We start from the raw sequence: 26,808 nt of genomic DNA, 5'->3' as shown, positions 1-26,808 counted from the left end.
AGCGGTCACCCATCGCAGCGGGCAAAGGAGTCGCGCGTGCCGCTAGCCCAGGCCCTGCGTGCCGTGGGCACCGTTCATCAAGTCTTCCCGGTGGCTGATGCCAAGCTTGGCAAACATTCGGTACAGGTGACCTTCAACGGTGCGCAATGACAGGCCCAAGCTAAGCGCAATGTCCTTGTTGCTCGATCCCGACTGCACAAGCGTTGCGATTTCCTGTTCGCGCCGGGTCAGCTTCTGGAGATCCGGGGAGCCCCCTTCAACGGCCGGGCCGGCCTTGTCGAGAGCAGCGGTGCGGCGCTTGAGGAGTCGCTGTCCCTCGAGCTGGCGCGCCTTGTCCCCCCTGCTTTCCAGGATCCGTAAGGCGTGGCTGGCACAGTCAGCTGCGGCAAGCTCCAGTCCGTCCCTGGCTGCCGAATCACTCAGCTCAATGAGGCGATCCGCGTCCTTGTGCGTGAGGGCAAGCCCGACGCTCAGGGCAAACTCCGCAGTGCGGCCCTCGCTGCCCTCGGCTACTGCTGTCAGCCGACGCGCCACACTCGGGTCTCCCAGTCTCAGGACCAACATCAGGATGTCGATCTCAGCGCCGATCGCTCCGTCCGCGGCCGCGGAATCCGCAAGGGACATGAGCCTTGCGATCGCCGTTTGCGATCCGGTATGTTCGGCTCGCGCTACTGCGGCATGACCTTGTGCCAGCAGCGATGGATGCACGCCTTCCCGGATCAATGCGTCGTATTCGCTTGAGTACGTCACGGCAGTGTCCCGACGTTTCAGGATCGACGCCGCATACGCGGCGGCAGCTACGGCGTCGGGCAAGTCGCTTCCCATATCGGAGACCCGCAGCATGCTGACCGCCTGGCGAAGCCGTGGCAGCGCCACGCCCAGGTCTCCCCGGCGCAAGTCCACCATTCCTGCAGCCAAGTGGAGCATCCCGCCCGAATAGATCAGGGAGTTCGGTGCTTGGGAAACATGGTTTTTGAGGAACGTTTCAAGAACGCCAAACTCACCTGCCTGTTGCAAGGCCAGGATGTAGCTGCGCATCACCAATCCTGCGTACTGGAGGCTCCAGTCGCCGCTCGTGGCGACCATCTCCTGTATCTCCATCAGAATCTGGATAGCGGAAACCGGCCGTCCTGTGACCGCCATTGCCTCTGCGAGGAGGGTGCCCGCCACGAGGCGGGACTCGTCGTCGTCCGCTTCTTTCCAGATCTGGCGGAGCTCACGCTCTGTCTCGATGTAGTGACCTTCGGCTTGGAGGCCTTCCAGCGAGAGCAGCCTGCTTCCCAGCTTCCCGCGTTCCAGTTCCTCAGGGTCGATGCCCTGACGGGATTCGGCGAGCCTGGCCAGGGCTGCCTCCCATTCGTATGCTGCCTGTTTGATGGCGTTCGGCCCCACGCCTTGACGCCCGGCAAGCTGGGCCGCCAACATCGATGCCTGCCGGACGGTCCGCGGATCATGTGTCCGATCCACCACTCCGGCAAGCGAGGACACAGATCCCCTGATGTCGCCCCGGTACCATTTGGCCCGCGCCACCTCCACCTGGGCTGCGAGTCTCAGGGAGGGATCCTTGATTGCGCCGGCCACCCGTTCCACGTAGCTGGGGATGAACAACCGGTTGGCTAGCTGGGCTGCTTCTAGGATGTCGGAGTCCGGCACCTCGGTGCCCGATTCCAATCCCCAGGAGACGTAGCGCAGCAGGCCGTCCATCGTCTGCGGCCTGGCCTCCATGAGGGCCACGATCCGTCGCCGGATGGTCATGCTGTGGGCGGTCGGGACCAGCTGGCGGATCACTTCGCCAACCAGCGGCTGGGCTAGCCGGACATGCCGGGCGGAGTCGGACGCGATCTCGATGAAATGCAGCTCCTGCAGTTCGTCCACGGCGCTGGAGTCGCTGGCCTGTTGCACCACGTTCAGCGGGACAGGCTCCGCCAGTGCCACGGTCTCCAGGGTCTCACGCTGCGCGGCTCCCAGCATCAGGATCTGGTTCCGCACGAGGTCCATCAAACGCACGCTGGTTCCCCGAAGCTCACCCGAAAGCATCCAGGCGTCGTTGCGGCAGACCAACTGGCCCAGCGACTTGGCGTGCTCGATGAGTTCCAGCAGGAACATCGGGTTTCCGCCGGAGTACTTGCAAAGGACGGCGCTGGTGCCCTGGACGACGGGCGCATCCAAGGCCTGGGCGCAAAGTTGGTTAACTTCCTGTTCGTTGAGTGGCTGCAAGTCGAATCGGTCCACGAGCCCCTCGGACCACATCGAGAAAACCTCTGCTGGCGGCGCAGGATACGGGCGGCACAAGAACACGACTTTGGCGGCTTCCGCCGCCGCCAACTGTGCCAGGACAGCCACGCTGCTGTCATCGATGTGATGTGCGTCCTCCACGATCAGGACGGCTGGTGCCGGATGCGGCTGGCCTGCCGGGTTCAACGCCGCTACTACGGCCCTGAGGACTGACAACGGCTCATTGATCTGGCTTGGGGTCAAGGCCGTCAGCAGTGGTGCCAAGGCGGCAAACGGTACCGAGGCCAGGGTGGGACCGGCAAAGACCCTGAAGGGGCGGACACGTTGCCCCAATTCATGGACCACTTCGTTAATCAGCGCCGTCTTGCCAATGCCCGCGTCGCCGAAAAGCAGGACCCCGGGGCCGTTGACATCGAGAAGGCAGTCGACGACGGCGGCCATCACGCTGAATCGTCCGACGAGTGCGTCGGTCGAAACCACCTCAGTCATTTCGCACCACCTTCGACGTTGCCGAGGGCGAAGCTCAGCTCGGAGCGTTCCACGATTTTCAGCTTGCCGAAGATCTGGTAGAGGTGCCCCTCTACCGTGCGTACTGAAACATGGAGCTTCGCCGCGATACCCTTGTTGCTCTCCCGCTTCGCCGCCAGCTTGGCGATCTCCAGCTCGCGGGCAGTCAGCTTCAGTCCCTCTTGGTTACCGCTTTGCGGTGTGCGCAAGCGCTGCCGGCACGTCTCCGCGAGCTGGCGCGCCTTCCTGAGGACCGTCTTGTCCAGCTGAACCTGGTCCAGGTGCAACACGGTCTCGGCGATATCGAAGGCGAACCTGTCGTTCTGCATCTCTTCGGCCAACCGTGCTGCCTCGAGAAGAAGCTCTGCGCTTTCCGATATCGTCGCCCGCGCGTACGCAACGCACAGTTCAGCGAATCGTCCCTGGCACCGGAGGGCCGAGTCCAACAGTCGTGGAGCGGCTGCCACCGCGCCAAGCCGAACGGCCGAACTGAGGCAAAATATCTCGTGACCGGGGGCACCCTCGTCCCGATCGGCGTCGGCCAAGCGGAGGAGCTCCTCGACGGCGGCCTCCGGGCCGTTGACCCGGTCCCGGGCCAACGCCGCGAGGTACTTCTTCGTCCGGTCCTTCCGCCACGTCGGCCGGCGCAGCTGGGCGGACGCTTCGTTCAGGTAGCGCAAGGCCTGTGCTTGCTCACCTTGCAAGGCCGAGGCGTAGGCCGCTGCCGTGCAGGCGACATCCAGCATGCCTTCATTGTCCTGGACCCGCAGCTGGCTTATCACCGGAATGAGCGCTTCCAAACCGTCTTGGCCCCGCCCCTGGAGGCACCGGAAGATCGCCTTGGGAAGATCGATAGCCGTGGGCAGTGCCTCGGCCGCGGAGACCAGGAGGTCATCGCCGGGCTGGACCATTTCCCCCTCTTTATCCCACCGTCCGGCAAGTACGAAGGTGAACCGCAGCCGCGATGTGGCGCGTCGGGCCGCTGCGACCGAAACGGCGGGATCATGGCAGTCAGCCATCAGCTGTTCCGCCATGTCCGCCGCCTCGGATTGCCGTCCCGTCAGGGCCCATGCCTCGCACAGCCAGCTTCCGGCAAGGAGGCGGAACTCGGTACCGTGCGATTCAAAGTCTTGAAGTACCTCTTCCAGTCTTGCTGCCATCTCAGCGTAGGAACCCGAGTAGCTGGCTGCCTGCGATTCGGCCAGGACAAGTTCCTCCCGGAGCGTGGCGATGTCCTGCCCTTCGCCGGCCGTGACGGATTCGTCTTCGAGCCGCCGACGGACGTGTGCGAGCTTCTCGCAAGCTTGCGCGGTGGTTTCGGGGAGGGCCAGAAGGACCGAGGCCTCGGCCAGCTTGAGCCGGACCCATTCGGAAAGGGTGGCTTCATCCCCGGATCCATCCTGGTGTTGCCGCAGCACGTCCCGGGCCCCGGCGACGTCACCCAGTGTCATCAACGCATGGGATTCCTCGGCTACTGCCCCGGGCATCGTGGAGTGGCTTGGAATGGACCGGACCAAGCGCAGGGCCAGCCGCGCATCAAGCTGCCGATTCGCCGTTGCGGCAGCTTCAAGCGCTTCTTCCCTTCCGAGCTTGGCTCCGCAGTCCAATGCCCAAGCGGCCATGGATAGCAACATCGAGCGTTGGCCAAGGGCCGGATCCATCGACTCAAGGAGCAAGCCTCGAAGTTCGTTGCTGCGGCCAGGGGGAACGTTCGCCCGGACCACGTCACCTACAAGCTGGCTTTGGAGCCGAGCCATCCTGGGCAGCGAATCGTCGACGACGAGGACGCTCCTTTTCTCGAGGGAATCAACATCGTCCGCCGATGCGAGCGCCAGCAGGGATTCCAGGGGCACGGCCCTGGCCAGTGAAAGGATCTCCAGGACTTTGCGCTCACCGCCGCCCATCCGCCCAAGCCGTGTGGTGATGAGATCGGTGATTGCCCTGCCGTGCAGTTCGCTCCGGGACGTCAGAACCCAGACGCCGTCGCTTTTCAGAAGCGAACCCGATTCGGCGAGTTCCGCCGCGAGCATCTTGAGGTAGTGGGGGTTGCCCCCGCTGGCTGTCCACAGGGCATGGGCGCCGGACGGAGAGACCTGTGCTTCCAGCCCGGCCTCAAGCCAGGCGTGCGATTCCTGGAAAGTCAGTGGTTTGAGGTCTATGCGGTGCAAGAACCCATCGCCGCAAAGCCGCGTAATCTCGCCGCAAAGCCGCTGCGGGTCGGTGCAGGTGAGGACAAGTTGTGCAGTGCCGTTCCTCGCGAGCTGGGCCACTGTCATGGCCGCCAACTCGTCAAGCTCGGCCGCGTTTTCAATGACCAGGTACACCGGCTTTCCCTCGGCGCGCTCTCGGAGCAAATTGGTGAGCGCAGACAACACCAGAACGGGATGGGCCAGGTATCCCGGGTCAAGATCGCTCAGAAGGATATTGAGGGCGCCGTACGGTGATCTCGCCAACGCCGCGCTGCCGCGGATGACGACGACGAATGAACGCCCGCGTAGTTCGTTCACCGCGCGAGTAATCAAGTAGCTCTTGCCACTCCCCGACGGACCCGTAACGAGCACTCCACCTTTGGAAGCTGCTAGCGCAAGGGCAATGTCCTCAACAGCGGCTCTAGGTCCAATCGGCGGCCAGGCCGTCGAAATTGCCGGCTTGCCTTCGGTTCCGTCAGGTGAGGATGGCGCCGAAGAAGCATCGAATGCCTGGTGCCGGGACCCGCCACCGGACCGAGCGGCATGGACCGTAGATGCACTGCCTGCTGTCAACATGAGCGAGACCCCCAGTGATCGAGTGGTGACACCCCCCAATTAACCAGCTAGCCGTCAGGCCTACACCAGTAGTGAGTACTCGACTTTCATACTGCCGGATACTCGTATGCGGGTGTGAGTACCCCTGCCCCGCGTGGCGGGTACTCGTCGCTGGCAGTGGCGCTCGTCCGAATCGAGAGTGCGCTACTACTGCCCTCCGGCTTCAGCTTGTACTCGACTCTCCCTGTGCGACGGCGGCAGCCCCGGCGAGTTCGTCCCTGCCGGTGATCCCCAATTTCGAATAACAACGGTACAGATGCCCTTCAACGGTCCGGACCGAGATAAGCAGCGTGTCTGCAATCTGCCGGTCGCTGAGGCCCTGGACCGCCAGATTGACAATGTCCCATTCCCTCTTGGTCAGCCTCGGAACCACGGACTCGTTCTGTGCTTCCTCGCTGCCCTGCCCCAGTTCTTCGTTGCAGCGCGCCAGCCCCGCGCGCGCAACCGCACTGAGCTCTTTGGTGCGGCCTCGATCCGATGCTCCCAGGGCCAAACCGTAAGCCTTGGCGGCGAGGTGGAAGACGGTAGCCGCCTGTAGCTTCTCCCCTGCGGATAGATACCGGTCAGCGCCCCCGAACTTGAGTGCGAGCCCATATTCCGCGAGCGCTTGCGCCCATTCGCCCTCCGTTGCAGCCGCGGTTTCACAAAACCGGTCCAGCCTGCTGGTGTCTCCCAGGCCGAGCGCAAGCTCCAGGGCGTGAAGTTCAAGGTACGTGGCGTTTTCTTTCGACGCGTTGTCAGCGTTGAGGTGCAACGCTTCCACGCCGGAGCCGTCAGCGTTGAGCAGCTCAAGTCCGGCTTCGAAAAAACTGTTGGCCTGTGCGGCGAGAAGGTGGGTGCTGTGTTGTCCCCAGGCCTTGTAGTCCGCCCGGAACCGTTCGGCTTCAGGCAACCCGGCGCCGGCTGCGGCATAGAAAGCCATGGAAGCACACAGTCCGAAGAGATTCTGCGGATCGCTGTCCCTCAGGGCTTCGAGGCCAGCAGTCAGCAACGGCAAGGCGTCGCCGGATTTTCCCTGCCTGATGGCAATGTACCCGGCCACCACGTAGGCCGCCCCGCCGAAGGAGGCCATCGAGACACCCGACGATTCGTAGTACCGGTCGAGGAGCTTTTGTGCGTCGGCCCAGTCACCTACAGCCAGCGCGCAAATGACGAGGCGGGCAGAGATGAACTCGGGGATGAAGAAGACGTCGTTCTCCTGGGGCTGCGCGAGGGCGGCAGCCTCCAGGACCAGCAGCTTTGCCTGACGCCCGAAGCCGAGAGCGCATAGCATCTCTGACTTCAGGGCCAGCGCCAGGGCCCTGAATAGTGGGGCCGAAGAGCCTTCCACGGTTCCCGATTGAAGGAGCACGCGCTCCAGTTCAGGGCCCATCCTCTCGTATTCGCCATCCACGGAGCCAGCAAGCAGCCCCACGAGGGTGACGGCGAGCGGCACCGCCGCTTTCGCGTCCGGCATCCGCTGGCCCTGGAGGCCTGGCTGCTGTTCGCCCCACTCGCTGAGGACCTCGGCTTCCGCCCGGATCAAGGAAGCGGACTGCCCGACGGCGGCCCGCGTGACCGCGCGAAGGAGGCTGCCGGATACTACGTGGGAGGGTCCGGCATCGCCATCCACTGTTTCCTGGGCCAGGACTGCCGCGGCCTCGTCCCGGCGGCCAAGATTGAAGTATGACCGGGCCATCACCGACTGAGCAACCGATTGCCACTGCATGTCCCGCACCGCAGCCGCCATGCGCAGTGCCGTGTCGCTCTGCAGGAGCTTCGCTGAAAGAACCGCGGCCCGTATCAAGAGACGATCGGGCACGTCCGCCCCGCAGTCAAGTGACCACGTCACCATCCGCAGCAAGGAATCCGGGTTGTCCTCCAAAACATCCATCCGTGAGATCAGCTGCCGGTGAAGTTGGAGGCTCTGCGCGGCCGGGACGATACTTCTAAGCACCTCTCCGTAGACCGGATTGACGAGTCGGAGGGTTGGCAACCCATTGCCCGCGGGCTTGATCAAATGCTGGTCAACCAGCTCCTGGACGGCCGCTTCTCCGGCCACAACGTGGATCAACGTCTCGTCCACCGGCTCTGCCAATGCAATCAAGCTCAAGGCTTCCCTGCCCGCGGCTGAAATGCGCATCAGCTGAAGTTTCACAACGGCCTCCAGCTTCACCGTGTGGACGGGGGTTGCGGCTGTCTTGAGCCATACGCCGTGCCTCTGGACGAGGGTCCCCGAGCTCTCGGCTTCGCGGACAAGGGTCTTCAGAAGAAGAGTGTTGCCCCCTGCCTCTGTCCAGAAACCATGGCTCGTGCTGTTCAGGACGATTCCCCCCAGCAAGGCCTCGCACAATTCGTGGCCTTGCTCGGCTGTCAAGGGCTCCAGGTCAAACCACTCGGCAGTTCCCTCGTGCCACAAGCGCAAGAGCGGCCCGGGAACTCCCGGCCGCGGAACGCATGCGGCCACGATTTTGGCCCATCCAGCCTGAACGAGCTCCGTCAGCATCGCGCACGTGGCGTCGTCCAGGTAGTGCGCGTCATCGACCAGCAGCAAAGCTGGTCCGGTACCTGCGCGGATGCCCTCAAGATGATCCCAAAGTGAGCGGAGCACGGCGACCCGGGAGGATATGTCGGCAAGCGAAAGATGGGCAAGAAACGGAGCAAGTACGCCATACGGGACAGCAGTCAGTGACGGACTCCCGTGAATCGGGACTACCGCAAGGTCCCCGCCAAAGACGCTGCCCAGCTGGGCTAGGAGAGATGACGCGCCGAGCCCGGAATCGCCCACGATGAAGACGGCGGAACAATCATCGGCACGGATTGCAGCTGTAATTCCAGGAAGCAAATGCCCATAGTCGAGCCACGGTTCAGGCGGCCTTGTACCGCTTTCTCCGACATGACCATGCACCGCCGCAGCGTTGTCATGACTGCGCGGTTCCTTCAAGCTCGCTCCTCGATGAGATTCCCATTTTCGTGAAGATTTGGTAAAGGTGGCCTTCCACTGTGCGGACGGAAACTTGCAACTGGTTGGCTACCTCTTTGTTACTCAACCCTTGACTGGCCATCTTTGCAACCTGACGCTCCCTTTCCGTCAATTCGGGTCCGAAAGTGTGCGGTGTCAGGGGCAGTACAGGCACGGTACCGACCAGGCGGTCCAGCCGTTGCTGGGCCAGCCTGGCGGACGCTGAATCGCCGGCTTCCCGGGCGATGTCCAAGGCCAGGACGGCACAGCGCGACTCCACCGCATCCAACTTCAGTTCCTGGGCAACGGAAGCGGCAAGAAGCAGGGTCTTCGGGTCCTTCTTGCGGCTTCCCTCCGCCACCATCCGGTTCACGGCGGCCATCTTGCCTTGGCGGCGGGATGAGACCTGCTCAAGGAGCAACAGCTCCTCCTCGGTGCCGTGGACGGTGGCGCCGAAGAGGCTGATGGATGCCGTTGTGATCCGTCCTTTCGCCAAGTCCCGGTTGGCCGACTCGATGAGGCTCTGCTTCGCCCCAGGATCCTTCAACCAGCGTCGTGCCATCTTGACGCAGAATTCGGCCATCCATGCGGGGAACCACGCTGTTTCCCCTTGCCCGTTTTCCGCCAATTCGAGAAAAGTCCGGGATTCCTTCACGTCGCCGGCCTGGGCGTAGGCAAAGGCAAGCGCCGAGTAGGCCAGTGCGGGTCCGTAGTAGTTGCGCCTGATCTCCAACTGCGCCTGGGCCCCCAGCAGGGTGTCGATCGCTACCGCGGCCCGACCGGCGTATGTATAGGAAACGCCCAGGGCAAGTTCGGCGGCGCCGCCAAGGTAGTGGATGTTCTTTGGTTGCTGGTCGAGGGTCGCCGTCAGCATCCGGGCTAGTTCTTCCCACTGTCCGCTGCAAAGGAGTGCGGCAAACAAGCCTTCGGACAACCAGTTGTGCAACCGCGGCCGCGCCTTTGCACGCTGCATTTTGTGCTTCAGTTCGCGCGCAAGCTCGATTGCCTCCATTTCCCTGCCAAGTACTGCCCAGGCCATGGTCAACAGGCTCCCGCAGCTCAACCTTTGTTGAAGATCACTGCCATCCCGGTACTCCTGCTCCAAGGCCTCGGCAACTTCGGAATACTCCCCTTGATGGACGTGGAGCTCGAAACTCGCGAGCCGGAGCATCCCGCATGCCCGTTCAATTTCGGTGGCATCCACTCCGCCTTCTTGCGATCGGCGGGAAAGATCCTCCTGCGCCTCGGCGATGAGGCCGGGTATCTGGAGATGCCCACCTGGAATCCACAACAGCGCACTGCAGAGCTCCTGGACATAGTCCGCATAGTCATACGCCGGGAGGCGCCGAAGCTGCTCGGGCGTCACATCCTTCAAAGCGGCCACCGCAGCCTCGTGCTCGGCCAGAATAACGTGGGAAACGCAGCGTTGCTGGGCGGCAGCCACCCATTCCTTGTCCTCACGCCCGATCTGCCGGGCGCATTCCAACGCGAACCAAGGATCGAATTGCCTGTTCGCTGCCGTCGCAGCCGCCAAGGCCACTCCGGGTTCAAGGGTTTCGCGGACGTTCAGCGTCGAAGAGGCAAACCCCAGGAGTGCCTCGGCGTCCAGGTCGCGGGTAATGCTGCCAATCACCCCGGCGGCAAGCCGCCGCAGTTCATTCCGCCGTGGCAGATCCATCCAGCCCCGGATGACCTCACCCATGTACTCGTCGCGCAGCGCCACCCGGCGGGCGCCTGACGGTTCGATGCGAAGATAACCGGACCATTCCATCTCCGCAACCACTTCAGGTTCCAGGACGTCCAGCAACACGGCAAGTGGAGCCGTTCGAATGAGGGCAAGCAGCTCCAGCGCTTCCTGGACCGCAGGGCTCTCCCGGGCCAGGCGCGACCGGACCAGGTCCGTCAGGACTTCCGCGGAAGAAAGGTGGATTTCGCCCTTCATTGCCCAAACCTGCCCGGCCAGATGCAGGTTGCCTGAGCGGAGCTGCTCGGTGACGATTGCTTGGAGCACCAAGGGATTTCCACCGCTGGACGCGTGCAAAGCGCTTGCAGCCGTCGCTGTCACTCGTTTTCCAAGGACGCCGCTGAGCAATTTGGCAACTTCCGCCCGGGAAAAAACCTGAAGCTGAACCTCGTCCAGGAGGCCGTCTTTCAACAGCCTGATCAGGTCTTCCGGCATGTCCGTGGCTTGGCGGACAGTGACGAGGACTTTTGCAGTCCCACTAATTAACAAGTGCACCAGAAGGGCCGTGCTCATGCTGTCCAAAGCAGGAAGTTCCGAAAGGACCAACAGCACTTCGCGTCCCGCGGCATCCGAACTTATCAAGTGCGATATGCCGTGGATGATCGCGCCAGGGGAATCTGCAGCATCTACTGGCAGCCTCGCGACCAGATGGGCCAGCGCCCCAAACGGAGTGTCGAGGTCCGCGGAGCCATGGAGGTGGAGAACGTGGGTCCTTGGAGTGAGCCGGGCCTCTACCGAACGGGCAAAAGTCGCTTTGCCAACCCCCGGCGCGCCAACCACCACCACTCCATACAAAGACGGTTCGCCGAGCGCTTCAATAACCGTATTCTGGAGGTCCTGCCGGACCAGCGACGACCATTTTCGACGCTCTGCAGCGCCTAGTGCTTGCCGCTCCGTTGCGGGTCGCCCTATTTCAGATTCAGGTGTTGCTCGCAATTTAGATCACGCTACCTTCGCAGCTCTGGCGGACGTGACGTTCAGCGGGTCGTTTGCTTTAGTATTTCTCTTCACCCCCAGCAGTGATTTGCAAAGTATCATAGCGATCGGCCCGAATCAATTACTCAGCCGACTAACCATCAGGGTACTTGTTAACCACTGAAATGAGTGTGCACGAGTCAACTGCGAACGCCAGGAATCGCCGTCGCGCGACAGCCAGTTTCAGCATATTCCAAGCAGCCGTACGTTAGGCCTTGACGGGGTGGAACTTCTGCTGGGCGGCAAGCAAACCTTCAGTCATCAATACCTCAACAGCATCCGCCGCTTCATCGAGGAGGAATGGAAGCTCTTTCTTCTCGGAGGCGCCAAAATCCCTGAGAACGTAATCCGCGGTGTCCATCCTGCCCGGCGGCCTGCCGACGCCCACGCGAACCCGCAAGTAGTCCTTTGTAGCCAAGGCCTTGGAAATATCCCGCAGGCCGTTGTGCCCGCCTTCTCCACCACCGATCTTCAACTTAACGGTATTGAAGGGAATATCTATTTCGTCGTGGACCGCAATCACGTGATCCGGAGCGATGTCAAAGAACCTGGCCAGCCCGGAAACGGGTCCCCCGGAAACATTCATGTAGCTCATCGGTTTCGCCAGTACCACCCGCGGCCCGCCGATCCCGAGCCTGCCCTCCACCACCTGGGCCCGGGCCTTGTGGGCTTTGAAGCTTCCGCCCATGCGCGAGGCAAGTTCGTCCAGGACCATTTGGCCGACGTTGTGGCGGTTGTGGCTGTATTCAGCGCCGGGATTGCCAAGGCCTACGATCAGCCAGGTGTCTGTCATGGAGTCATCCTAGGGAATCAAGGGTGTGGAATGAAAAAGAAGTGGCCGGGACCCCTCAGGGACCCGGCCACCCGCAAAGGCTTATGCCTCAAGTAGTCGGAACGACTACTAAACAGAGAGACTACTCGGCAGCAGGAGCTGCTTCTTCCTCGGCCTCGGAAGTGGCCTCCGAGATGTTGATGATGAGGGTCTCGGGATCGGTCAGCAGTTCCGAACCGCTCGGCAGGACGATGTCCGAAGCGTGGACGTGCTCGCCGGCCTTGCGGCCTTCGATGCTGATTTCGACGAAGGTCGGCAGGTTCGTAGCCTCGGCTTCGAGGGAAACCGTGGTGGCTTCCTGGTTGGCGACTGCGCCAATGGCAGCTTCACCGATAATGTGGACAGCCACGTCAACGGTAACCTTTTCGCCCTTGCGGACGGTCAGGAGGTCCATGTGTTCGATGATCTGCTTGATCGGGTCGCGCTGGATGTCCTTCACCAGGGCCAGGTGCTCTTCGCCGTTGACGTCCAGGGCCAGCAGGGCGTTGGAAACGCGGACGGCCAGGGTTGTGGCGCGGCCCGGCAGGTTGATGTGGATGGGCTCTGCGCCGTGACCGTAGATGACGGCCGGGATCTGGCCGGCTGCACGGGCGCGGCGGGCGAAACCCTTGCCGAATTCGGTGCGCAGTTCTGCTGCGAGCTTCTGCTCAGACATGTGTACTCCTTGATTACTGTGGCGCCGGCAAATTGCCGGCAAGTCGATCAGCAAGGGCGGAGGTCTGTGGTGACCTTCCACGCCCAACGGAATGCCGGCCGCTGAGCAGCAGGTTCAGTCCGCCTTCGTTGAAGGAGATTCAGACCCAGTCGATAACGGAGACCCGCAATCCGGTTTTAACCCGGATGTGCTCTCCCTCGCCAAGGTATCCCCAAGAGTTTAGCAGCCGGGTCCCGCCAAAGGGAAAACGGCCGCTGCCCGGCCCAACTGACTCGCATTAGTTGTCGTTTTGACGCGCGAAAACGACATCAACTGCGAGTTAGTTGGGTGGGGACGAGCCGGTGGGTGGGGATTAGGCGTTGCCGTCGAAAAGGCTGGTGACGGAGCCGTCGTCGAACACTTCGCGGATGGCGCGCGCAATCAGTGGTGCGATCGACAGCACCGTGAGCTGCGGGAAGCGCTTGTCGGCCGGAATCGGCAGGGTGTTGGTCACCACAACCTCGCGGGCACCGGAATCGGCCAGGCGCTGCGCCGCAGGCTCGGAGAACACAGCGTGGGTGCACGCGATGATGACGTCCTTGGCGCCGGCGTTCTTGAGGACCTGGACAGCGCCGGAGATCGTTCCACCGGTGTCGATCATGTCGTCGATCAGGACGCAGGTGCGGCCTTCGATCTGCCCGACGACGGTCTTCGAGACAGCCTGGTTCGGCACCGTGAGGTCGCGGCTCTTGTGGACGAACGCCAAAGGCGCGCCGCCCAGGCGCTCGGCCCACTGTTCTGCCACGCGGACACGGCCGGTATCCGGCGAGACAACGGTGATGTTGTCCGCTTCGACCCTGGTGCGGATGTAGTCGGCAAGCAGCGGGATGGCCATGAGGTGATCCACGGGGCCATCAAAGAACCCCTGGATCTGCGACGTGTGCAGGTCCACGGACATGATGCGGTCCGCGCCGGCAGTCTTGTAGAGGTCTGCCACCAAGCGGGCGGAAATCGGCTCGCGGCCGCGGCCCTTCTTGTCCTGGCGGGCGTACGGGTAGAACGGCGAAACAACCGTGATCCGCTTCGCCGAAGCGCGCTTCAGGGAATCGATCATGATCAACTGCTCCATGAGCCAGTTGTTCAGAGGGGCCGGGTGCGCCTGGATGACGAAGGCGTCGGTGCCACGGACGCTCTCCGCTGAGCGCACATAGATTTCCCCGTTCGCGAAGTCGTAGGCATCGATAGGCAGGAGTTCAGTTTCCAGCTCCTTGGCGATTTCCTGCGCCAGCTCGGGGTGCGCCCGTCCGGCGGCGAGAACTAGTTTCTTCTCGCCGTGTGCGGTAATTTCGCTCATGCCTTTGTGCCCTCTTCTGTGGTTGCCGGAGTACTTGAGGAATCGGGGGTGGCAGTGACGCCGTGCGCGGCTTGCGCAGCCTGCGCCAGCTGGGCCGAGTTGCTGCCCTGCCGGTTGGCGATGACCCAGCCTTCTGCATTGCGCTGAGGAGCAACACTCAGGGTGAGGGCTCCGGCGGGAACGTCCTTGCGGATGATGGCGCCAGCGCCGCTGTACGCGCCGTCGCCAATGGTTACGGGGGCCACGAAGACTGTGTTGGAACCGGTCCGCACGCCGGAGCCGATCACCGTGCGGTGCTTCTTCTCGCCGTCGTAGTTGGCTGTGATGTTGCCGCAGCCGATGTTGGTGTCCTCGCCGATCTCGGCGTCGCCGGCATAGCCGAGGTGGGACAGTTTGGAACCACGGCCGATCGTCACGTTCTTGGTTTCGTAGAAGGCGCCGATCTTGCCGGTCTCCCCAAGGACAGTGCCGGGACGCAGGTAGGTGAACGGGCCCACGCTGGCTCCGGCACCGATAGTGGATCCTGAGCCGTGGGTGCGGGTCACCTTCGCGCCTTCGCCCACCGAAACGTCGGTGAGGGTCGTGTCGGGGCCGACGACGGCGTCGCGCGCCACCGTGGTGGTGCCGTGGAGCTGTGTGTTGGGCAGGAGGCGGACGTCTTCATCCAAGGTGACGGTGGAATCGATCCACGTGGTGGCGGGGTCAACGACCGTGACACCGGCACGCATCCAGGCCTCGATGATGCGGCGGTTGTGCTCGGCACCGAGGGCGGCCAGCTGGACGCGGTCGTTTGCACCCTCCACCTGCCAACGGTCCTCGGTGACGACGGCGGAAACCCGGCCTCCGGCGTCGCGCGCCAGCCCGAGTACGTCGGTGAGGTACTTTTCGCGCTGGATGTTCTCAGTGGTCACCTTGTGCAGCTGCTCGCGGAGCACCTTTGCGTCAAAAGCGTAGATGCCGGAGTTGATCTCGCGGATGGAGCGCTCAGCGTCGCTGGCGTCTTTGTGTTCGCGGATGCCCAGCACGGTGCCGTCCTCGGCACGAAGGATGCGGCCATAACCATTGGCGTCGTCGAGGACGGCGGTCAAGACGGTCACCGCGTTGCCCTCGGATTCATGCGTGGCGACAAGCTCGGAGAGAAGGGAGCCGGTCAGCAGGGGCACATCGCCGTACGTGACCACCACCGTGCCGCTGAGTTCGGCCTTCGTGTCCAAGGCGTCAAGGGCTACTTCCACCGCGCGTCCGGTTCCTGGAACATCATCCTGGTCCACGATGACGGCGTCGGGATCGATCAGTTCAACGTGCGCGGCGACGAGGTCCCGTTCGTGGCGGACCACCAAGGCCAGCCGCTGGGGATCGATGGAACGCGCCGCGAGGATGGCATGCGCCACCATGGAGCGTCCGCCGATTTCGTGAAGGATTTTGGGAGTCCGCGACTTCATGCGCGTACCGGCTCCGGCAGCTAGGACAATTACAGCGGCGGGGCCAGTAGTATCGGGGCTCACGAAGTCGCTCTCCTTGCTCGGTTACGTCCGGGCGAACCCGGCTGCGGCATCTGCTCTATCCTACTCTTGCCGATTCACAGCCCTCCGCGCAGCCAGTGGACAGCTTCGGGAGAGGCAGTGCCTTCAGAGGCGGTGCCGGCAGACCACCGACAAGTTCCGCCCATAGGATTCGAACCTATACTCCACGGCTCCAAAGGCCGGGGTGCTGCCATTACACCAGAGCGGACCGTGCGCACGTGACCCTTGCGGACGCAGGGTCCGCGGTGTTCCCGTTTGACCGGGTCGCACACACAAGAATCTAGTTTGCCATGACCATTGAGGTGTTCGCGACTTGGCGCATCCCCGAGTCCTTTTCAGCGGTACTGACAGGCCCTCCCGAGGCCGCTTCACGCTTGACATAAGGCATGATAGATGCGTGAGCAACAGCACAGGACTTCCCCGGCAGTCGACGGGTTCCAGGGTGATCAACCACCCACCCGCAGGCCAGGTTGCACGTGCCCGGATGACAGGCTCCCAGCGCCGCTCCCAGCTCATCGAAATAGGCCGGGGCCTCTTTGCCGCCCGCGGCCTGGACGCCACAACCATTGACGAAATCGCAGCTGCCGCAGGCGTGTCCAAACCCGTGATTTACGAGCACTTCGGCTCGAAGGAAGGCCTCTACACGCAGGTTGTGGAGTTCGAATTCCGGATCCTCCTCGACGCCATCAACGAGTCCCTCGCCGCCGAAGCCAAACCACGCGTCCTCGTTGAACAAGCGGCCCTTGCCTTGCTTGGCTACATCGAAGAGCGGAGCGACGGCTTCCGGATCCTCATGCGGGATGCCCCGCCCTCCCAGCCCGAAGGCGCCTTCTCCACCCTGCTTTCCCACGTGGCGGACCGTGTGGAGGACCTGCTCGGCGACGAATTCTCCCGGCGCGGATTCAGCGCAGCCGACGGCGCCATGTACGCCCAGATGCTGGTAGGCATGGTGGCCATGACCGGCCAATGGTGGTTGGACCACCGCGAGCCCGACAAACGCGCGGTAGCCGCCCACCTGGTCAACCTGGCATGGAACGGCCTGACGGGCCTGCAAAAGGAACCGGAACTGCGGAGCGAGGGCTAGATTTCGGTCACGTCCGCGGGTTCCGTGGTCACCTCCGCGGCGCAACGGCCCTTTCGCACGTGTCCGCGGTCGCCTCCGCAGCGCAACGGCCCTTCGCGCGTTTCCATGGTCGCCTCCGCGGAGCAACGGCCCTTTCGCACGTGTCCGCGGTCGCCTCCGCGGAGCAACGGCCCTTTCGCCGTCGCTTAGACACGAGGCAAATGGACACCTACAGTCGCTGAGCGACTTCCAGTGCCCGATGCCTCGCGATGCGCTCCTACCCGAAGGCCCGCAGCGCCGCTCTTGCCAATCTTCCGTTTGGGATTCACCCCGATGCGCGCATTGGTTCCGACGCCGATGCGGCCTCGACACGCAAAATCCCTGTCGACACCGGAATACGCGCATCGGATTCCTCTTTCCGAGTCGAGGGCAAATTCGGGTGTCGAAACCTGCCCACGATTCACCAAACAACCGCTTCGACCCGCGCCCGGACTTTCGACGCAGATGTGCCCTGTCGACACGCAAAATCCCTGTCGACACCGGAATCCGCGCATCGAATTCCTCTTTCTGAGTCGAGGATCCATTCGGGTGTAGCGAATCTCCCAAGACTCACCGAGATGCGCTCCTACCCGAAGGCCCGCAGCACCGCTCTTGCCAACGTTCCGTTTGAGAATCACTCCTATGCGCCCATGGGTTCCAACGCCCATGTGCCCGCGACACGCAAGATCCCTGTCGACACCGGAATCCGCAACGGATTCCTCGATCTGTGTCGCGGGCACATTTGGGTGTCGAAACAGGCCCAGGATTCACCCCGATGCGCTCGTTCGCGATGCCTTGTCTTCCGCCAGAGCCTTGAGTTCCACGGACCCCGACCACTCCTCACCGCTGGCGGACGACGCCGGAAGTCCGCCGCCCCGCGTAACCGCCGGACTGCGGTTCTTCGGAAAGGAGCGCATCGCGATGCAACGGGCTAGGAGCTCGCTCAGCGAGCGAGTAGCCCCTTTGCGTTGAAGCGGCGTTCCGAGGGCCCCGAAGCGAGCTTGCGAGCTTTGGGAAGGAACCTCCGCGCTAAGCGACGTTCCGAGGGCCCCGAAGCGAGCTTGCGAGCTTTGGGAAGGAACCTCCGCGCTAAGCGACGCCGAAGGACCGTTGTCCGGCCCAAGGCACTAGTCGCGAAACATCGGGCGCCCGCCTACTCCCCCAGGATCTCCGCCGCCTCAAGCCACTCGAGCTCCAGGCCTTCTTTTTCTTCGAGGAGCTCCTGGAGCTTGGTGTTCAGTTCGCCGAGGGCGTCGAAGTCGCCGGATTGGGACTTGGCCGCCATTTGGACGTGGAGCTTCTCTTCTTGTTGCGCGATCTTGCCCAGCTGCCGGTCGATCCGGTTCAGGTCCTTACGGGCTTCGCGCTTCTCTGATTCGCTCGGCCCGGAAACGGCGGCGCCTGAGCCGCTTGCCGCCGTCGGGGTGCTGCTTCCGCTTGAGGTGCCGCCGGTCACTGCGCCGCTCGCCAGGGCAGCTTCGCGCAATTCCAGGTACTGGTCAACGCCACCCGGAAGTCCGCGCAGCTTGCCGTCGCCCAGGAGTGCCATTTGGGAATCCGTGACGCGTTCCAGCAGGTAGCGGTCGTGGCTGACAACAACCAGCGTGCCGGGCCAGCCGTCCAGGACGTCTTCGACGGCGGCGAGGGTGTCCGTATCGAGGTCGTTGGTGGGTTCGTCGAGCATCAGGACGTTCGGTTCGCCCACCAACAGGCGCAAAAGCTGCAGGCGGCGCCGTTCGCCACCGGAAAGGTCGGTGACGGGGGTCCACTGCTTTTCCTTCGTGAACCCGAGCTGCTCCACGAGCTGGCCGGCCGTGAATTCCTTGCCCCCAACGCTGAAGGAGCGCTTCTCGCGTTCGATGACCTCGATCACGCGAAGGTCGGACACGTCGTCGAGCTCCTTGACGTCCTGGCTGAGCACCGCGGTGACAACGGTCTTGCCGCGCTTGACCTTGCCCGAACTCGGCGTGATCTCACCGTTGAGGAGCCTCAGCAGGGTGGACTTTCCGGCACCATTGACACCTACAAGCCCAAGCCGCTGCCCCGGAGCCAAGCGCAAGGTGACATCGTCGAAGAGCTTCCGGCCGGCGTCGTCGCCCTTGAAATCCAGGGAGACGCCTTCAAGGTCCAGCACGTCCTTGCCGAGCCGGGCGGTTGCCATCTTGCTGAGGGCAACCGAGTCGCGCGGATCAGGAACATCGGCGATCAGATCGTTGGCGGCTTCTATGCGGAACTTCGGCTTCGAGGTGCGCGCCGGGGCGCCCCTGCGCAACCACGCCAGCTCCTTCTTGACCAGCTGTTGCCGTTTGCTTTCGACGACGGACGCACTCCGGTCACGCTCGGCGCGGGCCAACACGTATGCCGCGTAGCCGCCGTCGAACGGGTCCACTATGGCGTCGTGCACTTCCCACGTCCGGTTGCAGACTTCGTCCAGGAACCAACGGTCGTGGGTCACCACAAGGAACGCGCCCTGGTTGGCCCGCCAGCGGGTCTTCAAGTGCCGGGAGAGCCAGGCGACGCCTTCCACGTCGAGGTGGTTGGTGGGCTCGTCGAGCATGATGACGTCGTGGTCCTCGATGAGGAGCTTTGCCAAGGCGACCCTGCGCTTTTGTCCGCCGGAGAGGGCATGCACGTTGGCGTGCCAATCGACGTCGGCGACGAGACCGCCCATGATCTCCCGGATTTTGGGGTTCGCGGCCCATTCGTGGTCGGCTTGGTCGCCTACGATCGCGGCCCCCACCGTGAGGTCGCCGTCGAGCACGTCGGACTGGTCGAGGTAGCCGACATTGACGTCGCCGCGTTTGGTCACGCGGCCGGAGTCCGGCGTCGAGCGCAATGCCAGCAAGCGCATCAGCGTGGATTTGCCGTCACCGTTGCGCCCGACCATGCCGATCCTGTCGCCGTCCTCCAAACCAAGGGTTACGCCGTCGAGGATGGTGCGGGTTGCGAACGAAACGGTGAGGTTTTCACCGCCGAGCAGGTGGGCCACTGGGTACTACTTTCTGGTGTGAATAGTCAGGAAATCGCTACTGGCTGGATTGTCCTGGCGAAATCGGTACGAATCGCCCGGGTAAATAGTCAGGGCAAAAAGTCAGGGCGACTTGTCATAGGAGGGTATCGGAGATGATCCGGGCACCGGGAACCGGGCCGTGCACCGCAAGGGCGTTGTGACCCAGGTGCCGGAGGTCCTCGGCGAGCCCCTCTGCCGCCCGAGGGTTGTGGGCGAGCAAAGCCACGGTGGGGCCGGAGCCGGAAACAATCCCGGCGAGGGCGCCGTTCGACTCCCCCATCCCGATAGTGTCCCGCAATTGCGGAGCCAGCTCGATCGAGGCGCGCTGGAGGTCGTTGACAAGGACTTTGCTCAGGGAGTCCGGATCTCCGTTGCGCAGCGCCTGCAGGATCTTGGCGTCGACCTCGAGCGGTTCCGGGACGTCGAGTCCCTCGGTGTTCCGAAGCCTGTCCAAGGTGTGGAATACCTCGGGCGTGGAGAGTCCGTAGTCGGCGCAGACCAGGACCCAGTCCATCTGCGCTTTCGCGAGGGCGGGTGAGAGTTCGTCGCCGACGCCAAGCCCGACGGCGGTGCCTCCAAGCAGCGAGAACGGCACGTCCGCGCCCAACTCGGCTGCAAGGTGGGCCAGCTCTTCGCGTGATAAACCACTGTTCCAGAGGGCATCGCAGGCCAGGAGTGTCGCCGCGGCATCGGCCGAGCCGCCGCCCATGCCTCCGGCAACCGGGACGCGCTTGGTGATTTCCAAGTGCACGCCTGTGGCGTTCTCCGAGACATCCCTCATGATGGCGGCAGCCTTGTAGGCCAGGTTCCGCTCGTCCAGTGGGATGTCCACGCCGTCGAGGTCCAACGTGCTTGCGGGAGCGATGCTGACCGTAATCCCAGGGCCCTCCGTGCTCGTGGCGGCTACTTCCTCATACAAGGACACCGCGAGATACACGCTGGCCACCGAGTGGTAGCCGTCGGGCCGCAAGGGGCCGACGTTGAGGGAAACGTTCACCTTGCCGGGTGCCCGGACACGTACGGTCCGTGCGACGAAGCGCCCGCGGTTCGTACCGCTGATTGCCGGATTCATGCGTCCAGGGGGTGGCGTGCCTCGGCGATCCGGACAAAAGCGTTGATATCGAGCACCTCTCCGCGGGCCGTCGGGTCGACGCCGGCGGCAACGATGAACCGTTCGGCCTCCGCCGCGCTCCCTGCCCAGGTTGCGAGGGCCGCGCGGAGCGTCTTGCGGCGCTGGGCAAAAGCGGCGTCGATGACCGCGAAGACCTGTTCGCGCGTAGCGTGCGTTGCCGGCGGTGCGCCGCGCGTGAAGGACACGAGTCCCGAGTGGATCTTCGGCGCCGGCCAGAAGACATTCATGCCGATCACGCCGGCCTTGCGCATGTGGCCGTACCAGGCCGCCTTGACCGAGGGGACTCCGTAGATCTTGGAGCCGGGACCCGCGGCCAGCCGGTCCGCCACTTCGTCCTGGACCATGACCAGCCCGTGTTGCAGGCTCGGGAAATGTTGGAGCAGGTGCAGGACCACGGGAACCGCCACGTTGTACGGCAGGTTGGCCACGAGGGCGGTGGGCTGTACCGGAAGTTGGGTGACCTTCATGGCGTCGGAGAGGACGAGATGGAAATCGTCCGCAGCCTCCGGGCGCCAAGTGCGCACCGTTTCCGGCAACTTGCCGGCAAGTACGGGATCGATTTCGACGGCGACAACTGTTTTAGCGGCGTCGAGCAGGCCGAGTGTCAACGAACCCAGCCCGGGCCCGACTTCCAGCACGGTTTCCTCGGGGTCAATACCGGCGGCAGAGACGATCCTCCGGATCGTGTTGCCGTCAATGACGAAGTTCTGGCCCAGGGTTTTTGTTGGGCGGACACCGATTTCCTCGGCGAGCCGTCGGATGTCCGCAGCTCCCAGAAGGGGTGCGACGGCGGCGTGTTCGGAATTCGGTTCAGTCACCTAGGTATCGTATCGTCTGGCCGGCTAGCGGGAGCGCCCGCCAGCCATCTTCACCACGCGAAAAGGCCGGGCCCGGAGATTCCGGACCCGGCCAATTTCATTTTGCTTAGCTGGAAGCTGCCCAGCCACAGCCCCACGGTCCGAGGCCGCGCTGCGCGTAGACGCGGTTGGCGATGTCGATCTGCTGGGCCTTGCTGGCGGCGGCGGCGTTGGGCGCGTAGGCGCCACCGCCGGAACCGATCCAGGTCTGGATGTCGAACTGCAGGCCACCGTAGTAACCGTTGCCGGTGTTGATGGCCCAGTTCCCACCGGACTCACACTGCGCAACCTTGTCCCACATTGCCTCGTTCGGCGCGCCGGTAGGTCCGGAGGCAACAGCAGCGGCGGGGGCAGGCTTGGGGCGTTCCTTGGTTCCGACCGTCACCTTCGCGCTGACCGGCTGGACCGTCACGTCCGAGGAAACCATGGTCCGCGAAGCTTCACGACCATCCACCAGGACGAGCTTGAACGTCTTGCTGAGCAGCCCGAGGACGCCTTCCTGGGTTACGGTCTTCTGGTCACTGAACTGGGTGGCGTCTTCCGTGGTGACCGTGTCGAAGGGGACGTTCTCCGTCTCGGTGGCGGTCTTGCTTGTGTCCACTCGGGAAACCTTGATCACCATGTTCGGGACAACGGGAGCCGAGTTGGGCTGCGAAACCCGGTCGTTCGCGCCGAGCGAGACGCCGGCATCGCTGAGGACGGTGCCCACGTCGGGCGCCGTCGTGGTCTTTGAAGAGCTCTGCCCGTCCACGATCAGGCTGATCGTCTTGGGGGTCAGGATCGAAACGTAGGATCCGGAGACGGCCAGCTGCGTGTCTTTGGGCTGGGAGATAGCCGACGCGCTCGCGACGCCGAGTTCGGAGACGAGGCCTTCGACGTTGGGAGCCGTGGTGTTGACCGTACGCTGGGCGCCATCAAGGCTGACGGTGACGGCCTTGGCCAGGTTGACGTTGATGATGGAGCCGTTCTGCACCGAGGCGTCCAAGGCCGGGGAAACCCGGTCTTCAGCCTTCAGATCAACCTTGGCTGCCTTGACCACTTGGTCAACGGTATTGCCGAAGGTCTGGACGGAACTCACTTTGCCGTCGACGTTGAGGGTGACTGATTTGTTGTTGCCCGTAAAAGCAACCACTCCCAGCACTAGTGCCGAAAGCACCAGCAGCTGCGCACCGACCTTGACGAAACTGAACTTACCGCCCGTGGTGAAGAACTTGACCATGTTTGCCCGTAACTTTTGGACCATCCGGGCACGGGGAAAAGCGCACAGGGGCCTCCTGCCGCGGTCCCGGATGCAGGCCGAAGCATGCAGGAGGACTGCAGCGGAGCTGTGCGCCGCCACACTCAATTCAACTGAAAACACCAATTGCGAACGGAGTTAGTTTCCCGAAGGCCTTCCCCGACCCCGGCTACTGGTTACCCACTGTAACCGAAGCGTTATAAAGTGACCAAGATTTTTACATACCGGGTATGTATTGCAATTTTCTGCTCAGTCCCAGGATCCGTATGTCGCCACGGTGTTTTGAGCCAGTTGCGAGCACAGCGTGGAAAGCTCGGTTCCGGTCACTTCCGCCATGGAACGAACGGTGTACGGCACCATGTAGCTTGCGTTCGGACGGCCCCGGTAGGGGTGCGGCGTGAGGAACGGGGAATCAGTTTCGACGAGCACCAGTTCCGGATCTGCGATGGCCAGCGCGTCCCTCAGATTTGCCGCGTTCTTGAACGTCATGGTGCCTGCAAAGGACATGTACCAGCCGTTCGAGTTACAGATCCGCGCCAGTTCTTCATCGCCCGAAAAGCAATGGAATACCACCCGCTCCGGGGCGCCCTCTTCGCGGAGAACCTGGACGACGTCGTCATGGGCGTCACGGTCGTGGATCTGGAGGGTGAGGTCCAGCCTCTTCGCGATATCGATGTGGCGGCGGAACGAATGGCGCTGGTGCACCAGGCCGTCGCCGTGGGTGCGGAAGAAATCAAGACCGGTTTCGCCGATCGCGCGGACCCTCGGGTGGGCCGCCAGCTCTTCGATTTCCGCGAGCGCCGATTCCAGCTCTCCGCGGCCCGCGTAAACAGGGGCGTCGTTGGGGTGGATGGCGATAGCTCCGAGGAGCCGCCTGTCCGCGTCAAGCGCCTGGACCGTGAACCGCGATGACTCGAGGTCGCAACCTACCTGCACCGCGCCCTGGACACCTACGGCTTCGGCCGCGTCCAAAGCATCCGCCACCGCGACTTCGAGCAGGCCGTGGCGGAAGTCAAGATGCGTGTGGTTGTCCATCACGGGGACCGGCAGCGGCTCGGGAGGAGGTGGGTATTCCTTGCGGGAATCGCCGGTTTCAGGCGCGCGGTAGGAAGCCGGTGGGAGGGAATTGCACATGAATCCACCCTATCTTTCCCTACTGCCGCTTTCCTGATCCCTTCGTTATCTCTCCTTTATCCCTCCCTCCGGAACATACCCCTGTCTGCGGCGGGCCTAGGCTGGGTAGTCTGGTACAAAAGGCGGTATATCCCGGCCAGGGCACCGCGGCCCGGCTGGGGTGCTGTCATGGCTGAGGGGGTTGTCCATGGATTCAAAGCGACACGGCACCGTTGATGAACAGTTGCTGCGGGACGAGGCCGTGGTTGCCTTGCCTACTGAGCGCGAGTCCTTCAACGGGCACAAGCCGGCGGTCATGGATCCTGAGCAATTCCACGCTGCCAGCGAGAAGATCCTGGCGGCCATCAACAAAGTCATCGACGGTAAAGCCGAGGCCGCCAAACTTGCCCTCACGGTGCTCCTCGCCCAAGGCCACCTTCTGGTCGAGGACGTGCCAGGTGTCGGCAAGACGTTGCTCGCCAAGACCCTCGCCCGCACCATCGATTGCAAGGTCAGCCGTATCCAGTTCACCCCGGACCTGCTTCCTTCGGACGTCACGGGCGTCTCTATCTACAACCAGTCCTCGCGGCAGTTCGAGTTCCGGATGGGTGCGGTCTTCGCCAACATCGTGATCGGAGACGAAATCAATCGCGCCTCCGCCAAGACGCAGTCCGCCCTCCTCGAATGCATGGAGGAACACCAGGTAACGGTGGACGGCCATTCATACCAATTGGGCGAGCCGTTCATGGTCGTCGCGACGCAGAACCCCATCGAGATGGAAGGCACGTATCCGCTGCCGGAGGCCCAGCGGGACCGTTTCATGGCTCGCATCTCGATGGGCTACCCGGACAAGCTCTCCGAGATCGAGATGCTCGAGACGCATCAGGCGGTCTCACCTCTCGCCAAAGTCACCCCTGTGGTCACTTCCGCGGACGTCGCCGCGATGATCGCCACGGTCCAGCAGGTCTATGTCTCCCAATCCGTCAAGGAATATACGGTTGCCTTGGGCCGGGCCACCCGGGACAGCGCCCGCCTGCGCCTGGGAGCCAGCCCGCGCTCCCTGCTGCAACTACTGCGGGCGGCCAAAGCGACCGCAGCCCTTGACGGAAGGGATTTCGTCCTTCCCGACGACGTCATTTCCGTGGCCGAGTCCGTCCTGGCGCACCGCATCATCCTTGACCGCAAGGCCGCGAGTTCCGGTGATACGCCGCAGAGCATCATCCGGGCCATCCTGGCCTCCCTCCCGGTAAGCCAAGACGCCGCCGCGGAACGCCGAAGCAGCTAGGAGAGCGAAGGAGGGGGCAGGCATGGCGCTCATCGATCTACTTCCGAAGCATCTGTTCACTACCCGCGGTTGGGGCTTGCTTGCCAGCGGTGTTGGTTCCTTGCTTCTTGCCCAGATCATGGGCAGGCGCGATCTGCTGGCGCTCGGGATCCTGCTGGCGGTGCTGCCGCTGGTATCGCTTGCCGGCGTCCGTATCCTCAAACCGCGCTTCCAAGTATTCCGCGAATTCCATCCCTCTTCCGTGGAGACCTCCTCCACAGCAACGGTGCGGTTGGCTGTGGCACGGACCGGCGCGGCCGCCGGGCCGGTGATCATGGAGGAGCAGTTGCCGCCACGCTTCGGCGAACCTCCGGCCTTTCGGTTTCCTGCCCGGGCCGCTTCCGGTGGCACCAGCCGTTATGAATACCATTTGCGATCGGGCAAGCGCGGCCAGTTCAGGATCGGTCCGGTCACGGCCGAGTTCTGCGATCCGTTCGGCTTGTCGCTGCACCGGCACGAGATCGACGACGGCGACATCCTCACCGTGACGCCTGCCGCCGTCGAACTCCCCGCCACCGGCCTCGCGGGCGCACGCGGAAACGACGGCGTGACCGCCACCCGGATCCGCGCCAATCCCAGCGACGACGACGTGATGACCCGCGAATACCGGCACGGCGACCCCATGCGACGAGTCCACTGGGCCGCGACAGCGCGGCACGGCGAACTCATGGTGCGGCAGGAGGAATCCGTCACCACGCCCGAGGCGACCATCATCATGGACCAGCGCTATTCCGCTTTCGTGTCGGGCTCGGCCGCGGTTTTTGGCCCTGCCCACGAGGACGCTTTTGAACTGGTGAGCAGCGAGAACTTCGAATGGGTCGTGACGGCAGCGATGTCGATCAGCGCCCACCTTGCCGATCGCAACTACTCGCTGCGTTTCCTCGATGCTGCCGGGCACCCCGCATTTCGCGCATCCCGTTCCGCACCGTATCCCGAAACCGAGGAATTCAGCGGTTTGGGAGGCCTGCAATCCATTGCCGAAAGCCTCGCCGCCATTCAGCTCAGCGGCCCGCGGCATGTCCACGGCGAGCGCGGCCGCAAAGATGCGGCCGGCGTCGTCGACGGTGCTGAGGCGCCCTTCGACGACCACCTGATGGACAAGCTGGCCGCACACCGCCTGCGCGGTCCCGTTCTCGCACTGCTCGGCAATATGCCGCTCTCCGAGGCCCGCGCGTTGGCGCCGGCCGCCGGCTACGGGGCCAACGCTTTTGCCCTGGTGGTTACCGACCACCCGCGCCATGTCCAGCCCGTCATCGAAGCATTGAAGCTGGGCGGCTGGCGGGCCGTCGCCGTGAGCTCGAGAACGGATCTTCCCGCCGCATGGGCCGGCTTCGATCAAGGAGAGATCCTCGCAGCTGCTGCCGCAGCGATGGACGTCCGGCGTGGCGCGGCGGTGCCGCGATGACCACAACCTCCAGGAACAGCCCTCCGGGACGGTCCTCGCGCCCGGAGCCGGCAAAGACGAGTGACGCTTCGTCGGGTGG

16 protein-coding genes and 1 tRNA gene are annotated in these 26,808 nt (G+C 63.5%); 3 read left to right on the top strand and 14 right to left on the bottom strand.

What is annotated here, in order from left to right; translation table 11 throughout:
- Nucleotides 1–42 precede the first annotated feature (42 nt).
- The 9 genes from NFJ07_RS06420 to NFJ07_RS06380 all read right to left on the bottom strand — a co-directional run bounded on the left by NFJ07_RS06420 (nt 43) and on the right by NFJ07_RS06380 (nt 15,757).
- On the bottom strand, nt 43–2,724 hold the full coding sequence (locus NFJ07_RS06420; RefSeq protein WP_269993275.1) for a helix-turn-helix transcriptional regulator: 2,682 nt from the start codon (nt 2,722–2,724) through the stop codon (nt 43–45).
- Nucleotides 2,721–5,507, bottom strand: coding sequence for a LuxR C-terminal-related transcriptional regulator (locus NFJ07_RS06415; RefSeq protein ID WP_333482041.1), 2,787 nt, complete (start codon nt 5,505–5,507; stop codon nt 2,721–2,723). The genes NFJ07_RS06420 and NFJ07_RS06415 overlap by 4 nt, the downstream gene beginning before the upstream one ends.
- A 202-nt stretch (nt 5,508–5,709) precedes the next feature.
- On the bottom strand, nt 5,710–8,469 hold the full coding sequence (locus tag NFJ07_RS06410) for a helix-turn-helix domain-containing protein (protein WP_269993272.1): 2,760 nt from the start codon (nt 8,467–8,469) through the stop codon (nt 5,710–5,712).
- Nucleotides 8,447–11,011 carry a helix-turn-helix transcriptional regulator gene (locus NFJ07_RS06405; protein ID WP_269993270.1) on the bottom strand — a complete coding sequence of 855 codons (2,565 nt, stop codon included), beginning with the start codon at nt 11,009–11,011 and terminating at the stop codon, nt 8,447–8,449. Before NFJ07_RS06405 ends, NFJ07_RS06410 begins: the two co-directional genes overlap by 23 nt.
- A 403-nt stretch (nt 11,012–11,414) precedes the next feature.
- The gene (pth, locus tag NFJ07_RS06400) at nt 11,415–11,999 is read right to left on the bottom strand and encodes an aminoacyl-tRNA hydrolase (protein WP_269993268.1); all 585 of its coding nucleotides are present in this window, start codon (nt 11,997–11,999) and stop codon (nt 11,415–11,417) included.
- Nucleotides 12,000–12,120: 121 nt separating this feature from the next.
- A complete protein-coding gene (locus NFJ07_RS06395) occupies nt 12,121–12,693 on the bottom strand; it encodes a 50S ribosomal protein L25/general stress protein Ctc (RefSeq protein ID WP_269993267.1) in 573 nt (190 codons plus the stop codon).
- Between the two features lie 352 nt (nt 12,694–13,045).
- The gene (locus tag NFJ07_RS06390; RefSeq protein ID WP_028266439.1) at nt 13,046–14,026 is read right to left on the bottom strand and encodes a ribose-phosphate diphosphokinase; all 981 of its coding nucleotides are present in this window, start codon (nt 14,024–14,026) and stop codon (nt 13,046–13,048) included.
- A complete protein-coding gene (gene glmU / locus NFJ07_RS06385) occupies nt 14,023–15,531 on the bottom strand; it encodes a bifunctional UDP-N-acetylglucosamine diphosphorylase/glucosamine-1-phosphate N-acetyltransferase GlmU (protein WP_269993264.1) in 1,509 nt (502 codons plus the stop codon). The genes NFJ07_RS06390 and glmU overlap by 4 nt, the downstream gene beginning before the upstream one ends.
- A gap of 154 nt (nt 15,532–15,685) precedes the next feature.
- Nucleotides 15,686–15,757: transfer RNA gene (locus NFJ07_RS06380), tRNA-Gln, on the bottom strand.
- 189 nt (nt 15,758–15,946) lie between these two features.
- Here NFJ07_RS06380 and NFJ07_RS06375 point away from each other — a divergent pair.
- Nucleotides 15,947–16,633, top strand: a complete 687-nt coding sequence (locus NFJ07_RS06375; protein WP_442865305.1) for a TetR/AcrR family transcriptional regulator — start codon at nt 15,947–15,949, stop codon at nt 16,631–16,633.
- Between the two features lie 1,171 nt (nt 16,634–17,804).
- On the opposite strand, the gene NFJ07_RS06370 is transcribed toward NFJ07_RS06375, so the two are convergent.
- The 5 genes from NFJ07_RS06370 to NFJ07_RS06350 form a co-directional block, all read right to left on the bottom strand.
- Nucleotides 17,805–19,640 (bottom strand): ABC-F family ATP-binding cassette domain-containing protein, encoded by a 1,836-nt coding sequence (locus tag NFJ07_RS06370; protein WP_269993263.1) that lies wholly within the window; start codon nt 19,638–19,640, stop codon nt 17,805–17,807.
- Between the two features lie 115 nt (nt 19,641–19,755).
- Nucleotides 19,756–20,733: a 4-(cytidine 5'-diphospho)-2-C-methyl-D-erythritol kinase gene (locus NFJ07_RS06365; RefSeq protein WP_269993262.1), complete on the bottom strand. Its 978-nt coding sequence runs from the start codon at nt 20,731–20,733 to the stop codon at nt 19,756–19,758.
- Nucleotides 20,730–21,611, bottom strand: coding sequence for a 16S rRNA (adenine(1518)-N(6)/adenine(1519)-N(6))-dimethyltransferase RsmA (gene rsmA / locus NFJ07_RS06360; RefSeq protein WP_269993261.1), 882 nt, complete (start codon nt 21,609–21,611; stop codon nt 20,730–20,732). Before rsmA ends, NFJ07_RS06365 begins: the two co-directional genes overlap by 4 nt.
- A 106-nt stretch (nt 21,612–21,717) precedes the next feature.
- A complete protein-coding gene (locus NFJ07_RS06355) occupies nt 21,718–22,869 on the bottom strand; it encodes a resuscitation-promoting factor (RefSeq protein WP_269993259.1) in 1,152 nt (383 codons plus the stop codon).
- Nucleotides 22,870–23,136: 267 nt separating this feature from the next.
- Nucleotides 23,137–24,021: a TatD family hydrolase gene (locus tag NFJ07_RS06350; RefSeq protein WP_269993257.1), complete on the bottom strand. Its 885-nt coding sequence runs from the start codon at nt 24,019–24,021 to the stop codon at nt 23,137–23,139.
- Nucleotides 24,022–24,208: 187 nt separating this feature from the next.
- On the opposite strand from NFJ07_RS06350, the gene NFJ07_RS06345 reads away from it, so the two are divergent.
- Together NFJ07_RS06345 and NFJ07_RS06340 are read left to right on the top strand one after the other, a co-directional pair.
- Nucleotides 24,209–25,285 carry an AAA family ATPase gene (locus NFJ07_RS06345; RefSeq protein ID WP_269993256.1) on the top strand — a complete coding sequence of 359 codons (1,077 nt, stop codon included), beginning with the start codon at nt 24,209–24,211 and terminating at the stop codon, nt 25,283–25,285.
- Between the two features lie 22 nt (nt 25,286–25,307).
- Nucleotides 25,308–26,729, top strand: coding sequence for a DUF58 domain-containing protein (locus NFJ07_RS06340; protein ID WP_269993255.1), 1,422 nt, complete (start codon nt 25,308–25,310; stop codon nt 26,727–26,729).
- The last annotated feature ends 79 nt before the right edge of the window (nt 26,730–26,808 follow it).

This window comes from Arthrobacter sp. B2a2-09 (assembly GCF_027587375.1).
In the GTDB taxonomy this organism is placed as follows: Bacteria; Actinomycetota; Actinomycetes; order Actinomycetales; family Micrococcaceae; genus Arthrobacter.
The sequence above is the reverse complement of the archived record's forward strand: the minus strand, read 5'-3'. Positions and strand labels throughout refer to the sequence as shown.

Bases quoted from the DNA above. Each gene is read 5' to 3' on its own strand.
- NFJ07_RS06420 (WP_269993275.1), bottom strand. From the start codon at position 2,724: ATGACTGAGGTGGTTTCGACCGACGCACTCGTCGGACGATTCAGCGTG.
- NFJ07_RS06415 (WP_333482041.1), bottom strand. From the start codon at position 5,507: ATGTTGACAGCAGGCAGTGCATCTACGGTCCATGCCGCTCGGTCCGGT.
- pth (WP_269993268.1), bottom strand. From the start codon at position 11,999: ATGACAGACACCTGGCTGATCGTAGGCCTTGGCAATCCCGGCGCTGAA.
- NFJ07_RS06395 (WP_269993267.1), bottom strand. From the start codon at position 12,693: ATGTCTGAGCAGAAGCTCGCAGCAGAACTGCGCACCGAATTCGGCAAG.
- NFJ07_RS06390 (WP_028266439.1), bottom strand. From the start codon at position 14,026: ATGAGCGAAATTACCGCACACGGCGAGAAGAAACTAGTTCTCGCCGCC.
- NFJ07_RS06365 (WP_269993262.1), bottom strand. From the start codon at position 20,733: ATGAATCCGGCAATCAGCGGTACGAACCGCGGGCGCTTCGTCGCACGG.
- NFJ07_RS06355 (WP_269993259.1), bottom strand. From the start codon at position 22,869: ATGGTCAAGTTCTTCACCACGGGCGGTAAGTTCAGTTTCGTCAAGGTC.
- NFJ07_RS06350 (WP_269993257.1), bottom strand. From the start codon at position 24,021: ATGTGCAATTCCCTCCCACCGGCTTCCTACCGCGCGCCTGAAACCGGC.
- NFJ07_RS06345 (WP_269993256.1), top strand. From the start codon at position 24,209: ATGGATTCAAAGCGACACGGCACCGTTGATGAACAGTTGCTGCGGGAC.
- NFJ07_RS06340 (WP_269993255.1), top strand. From the start codon at position 25,308: ATGGCGCTCATCGATCTACTTCCGAAGCATCTGTTCACTACCCGCGGT.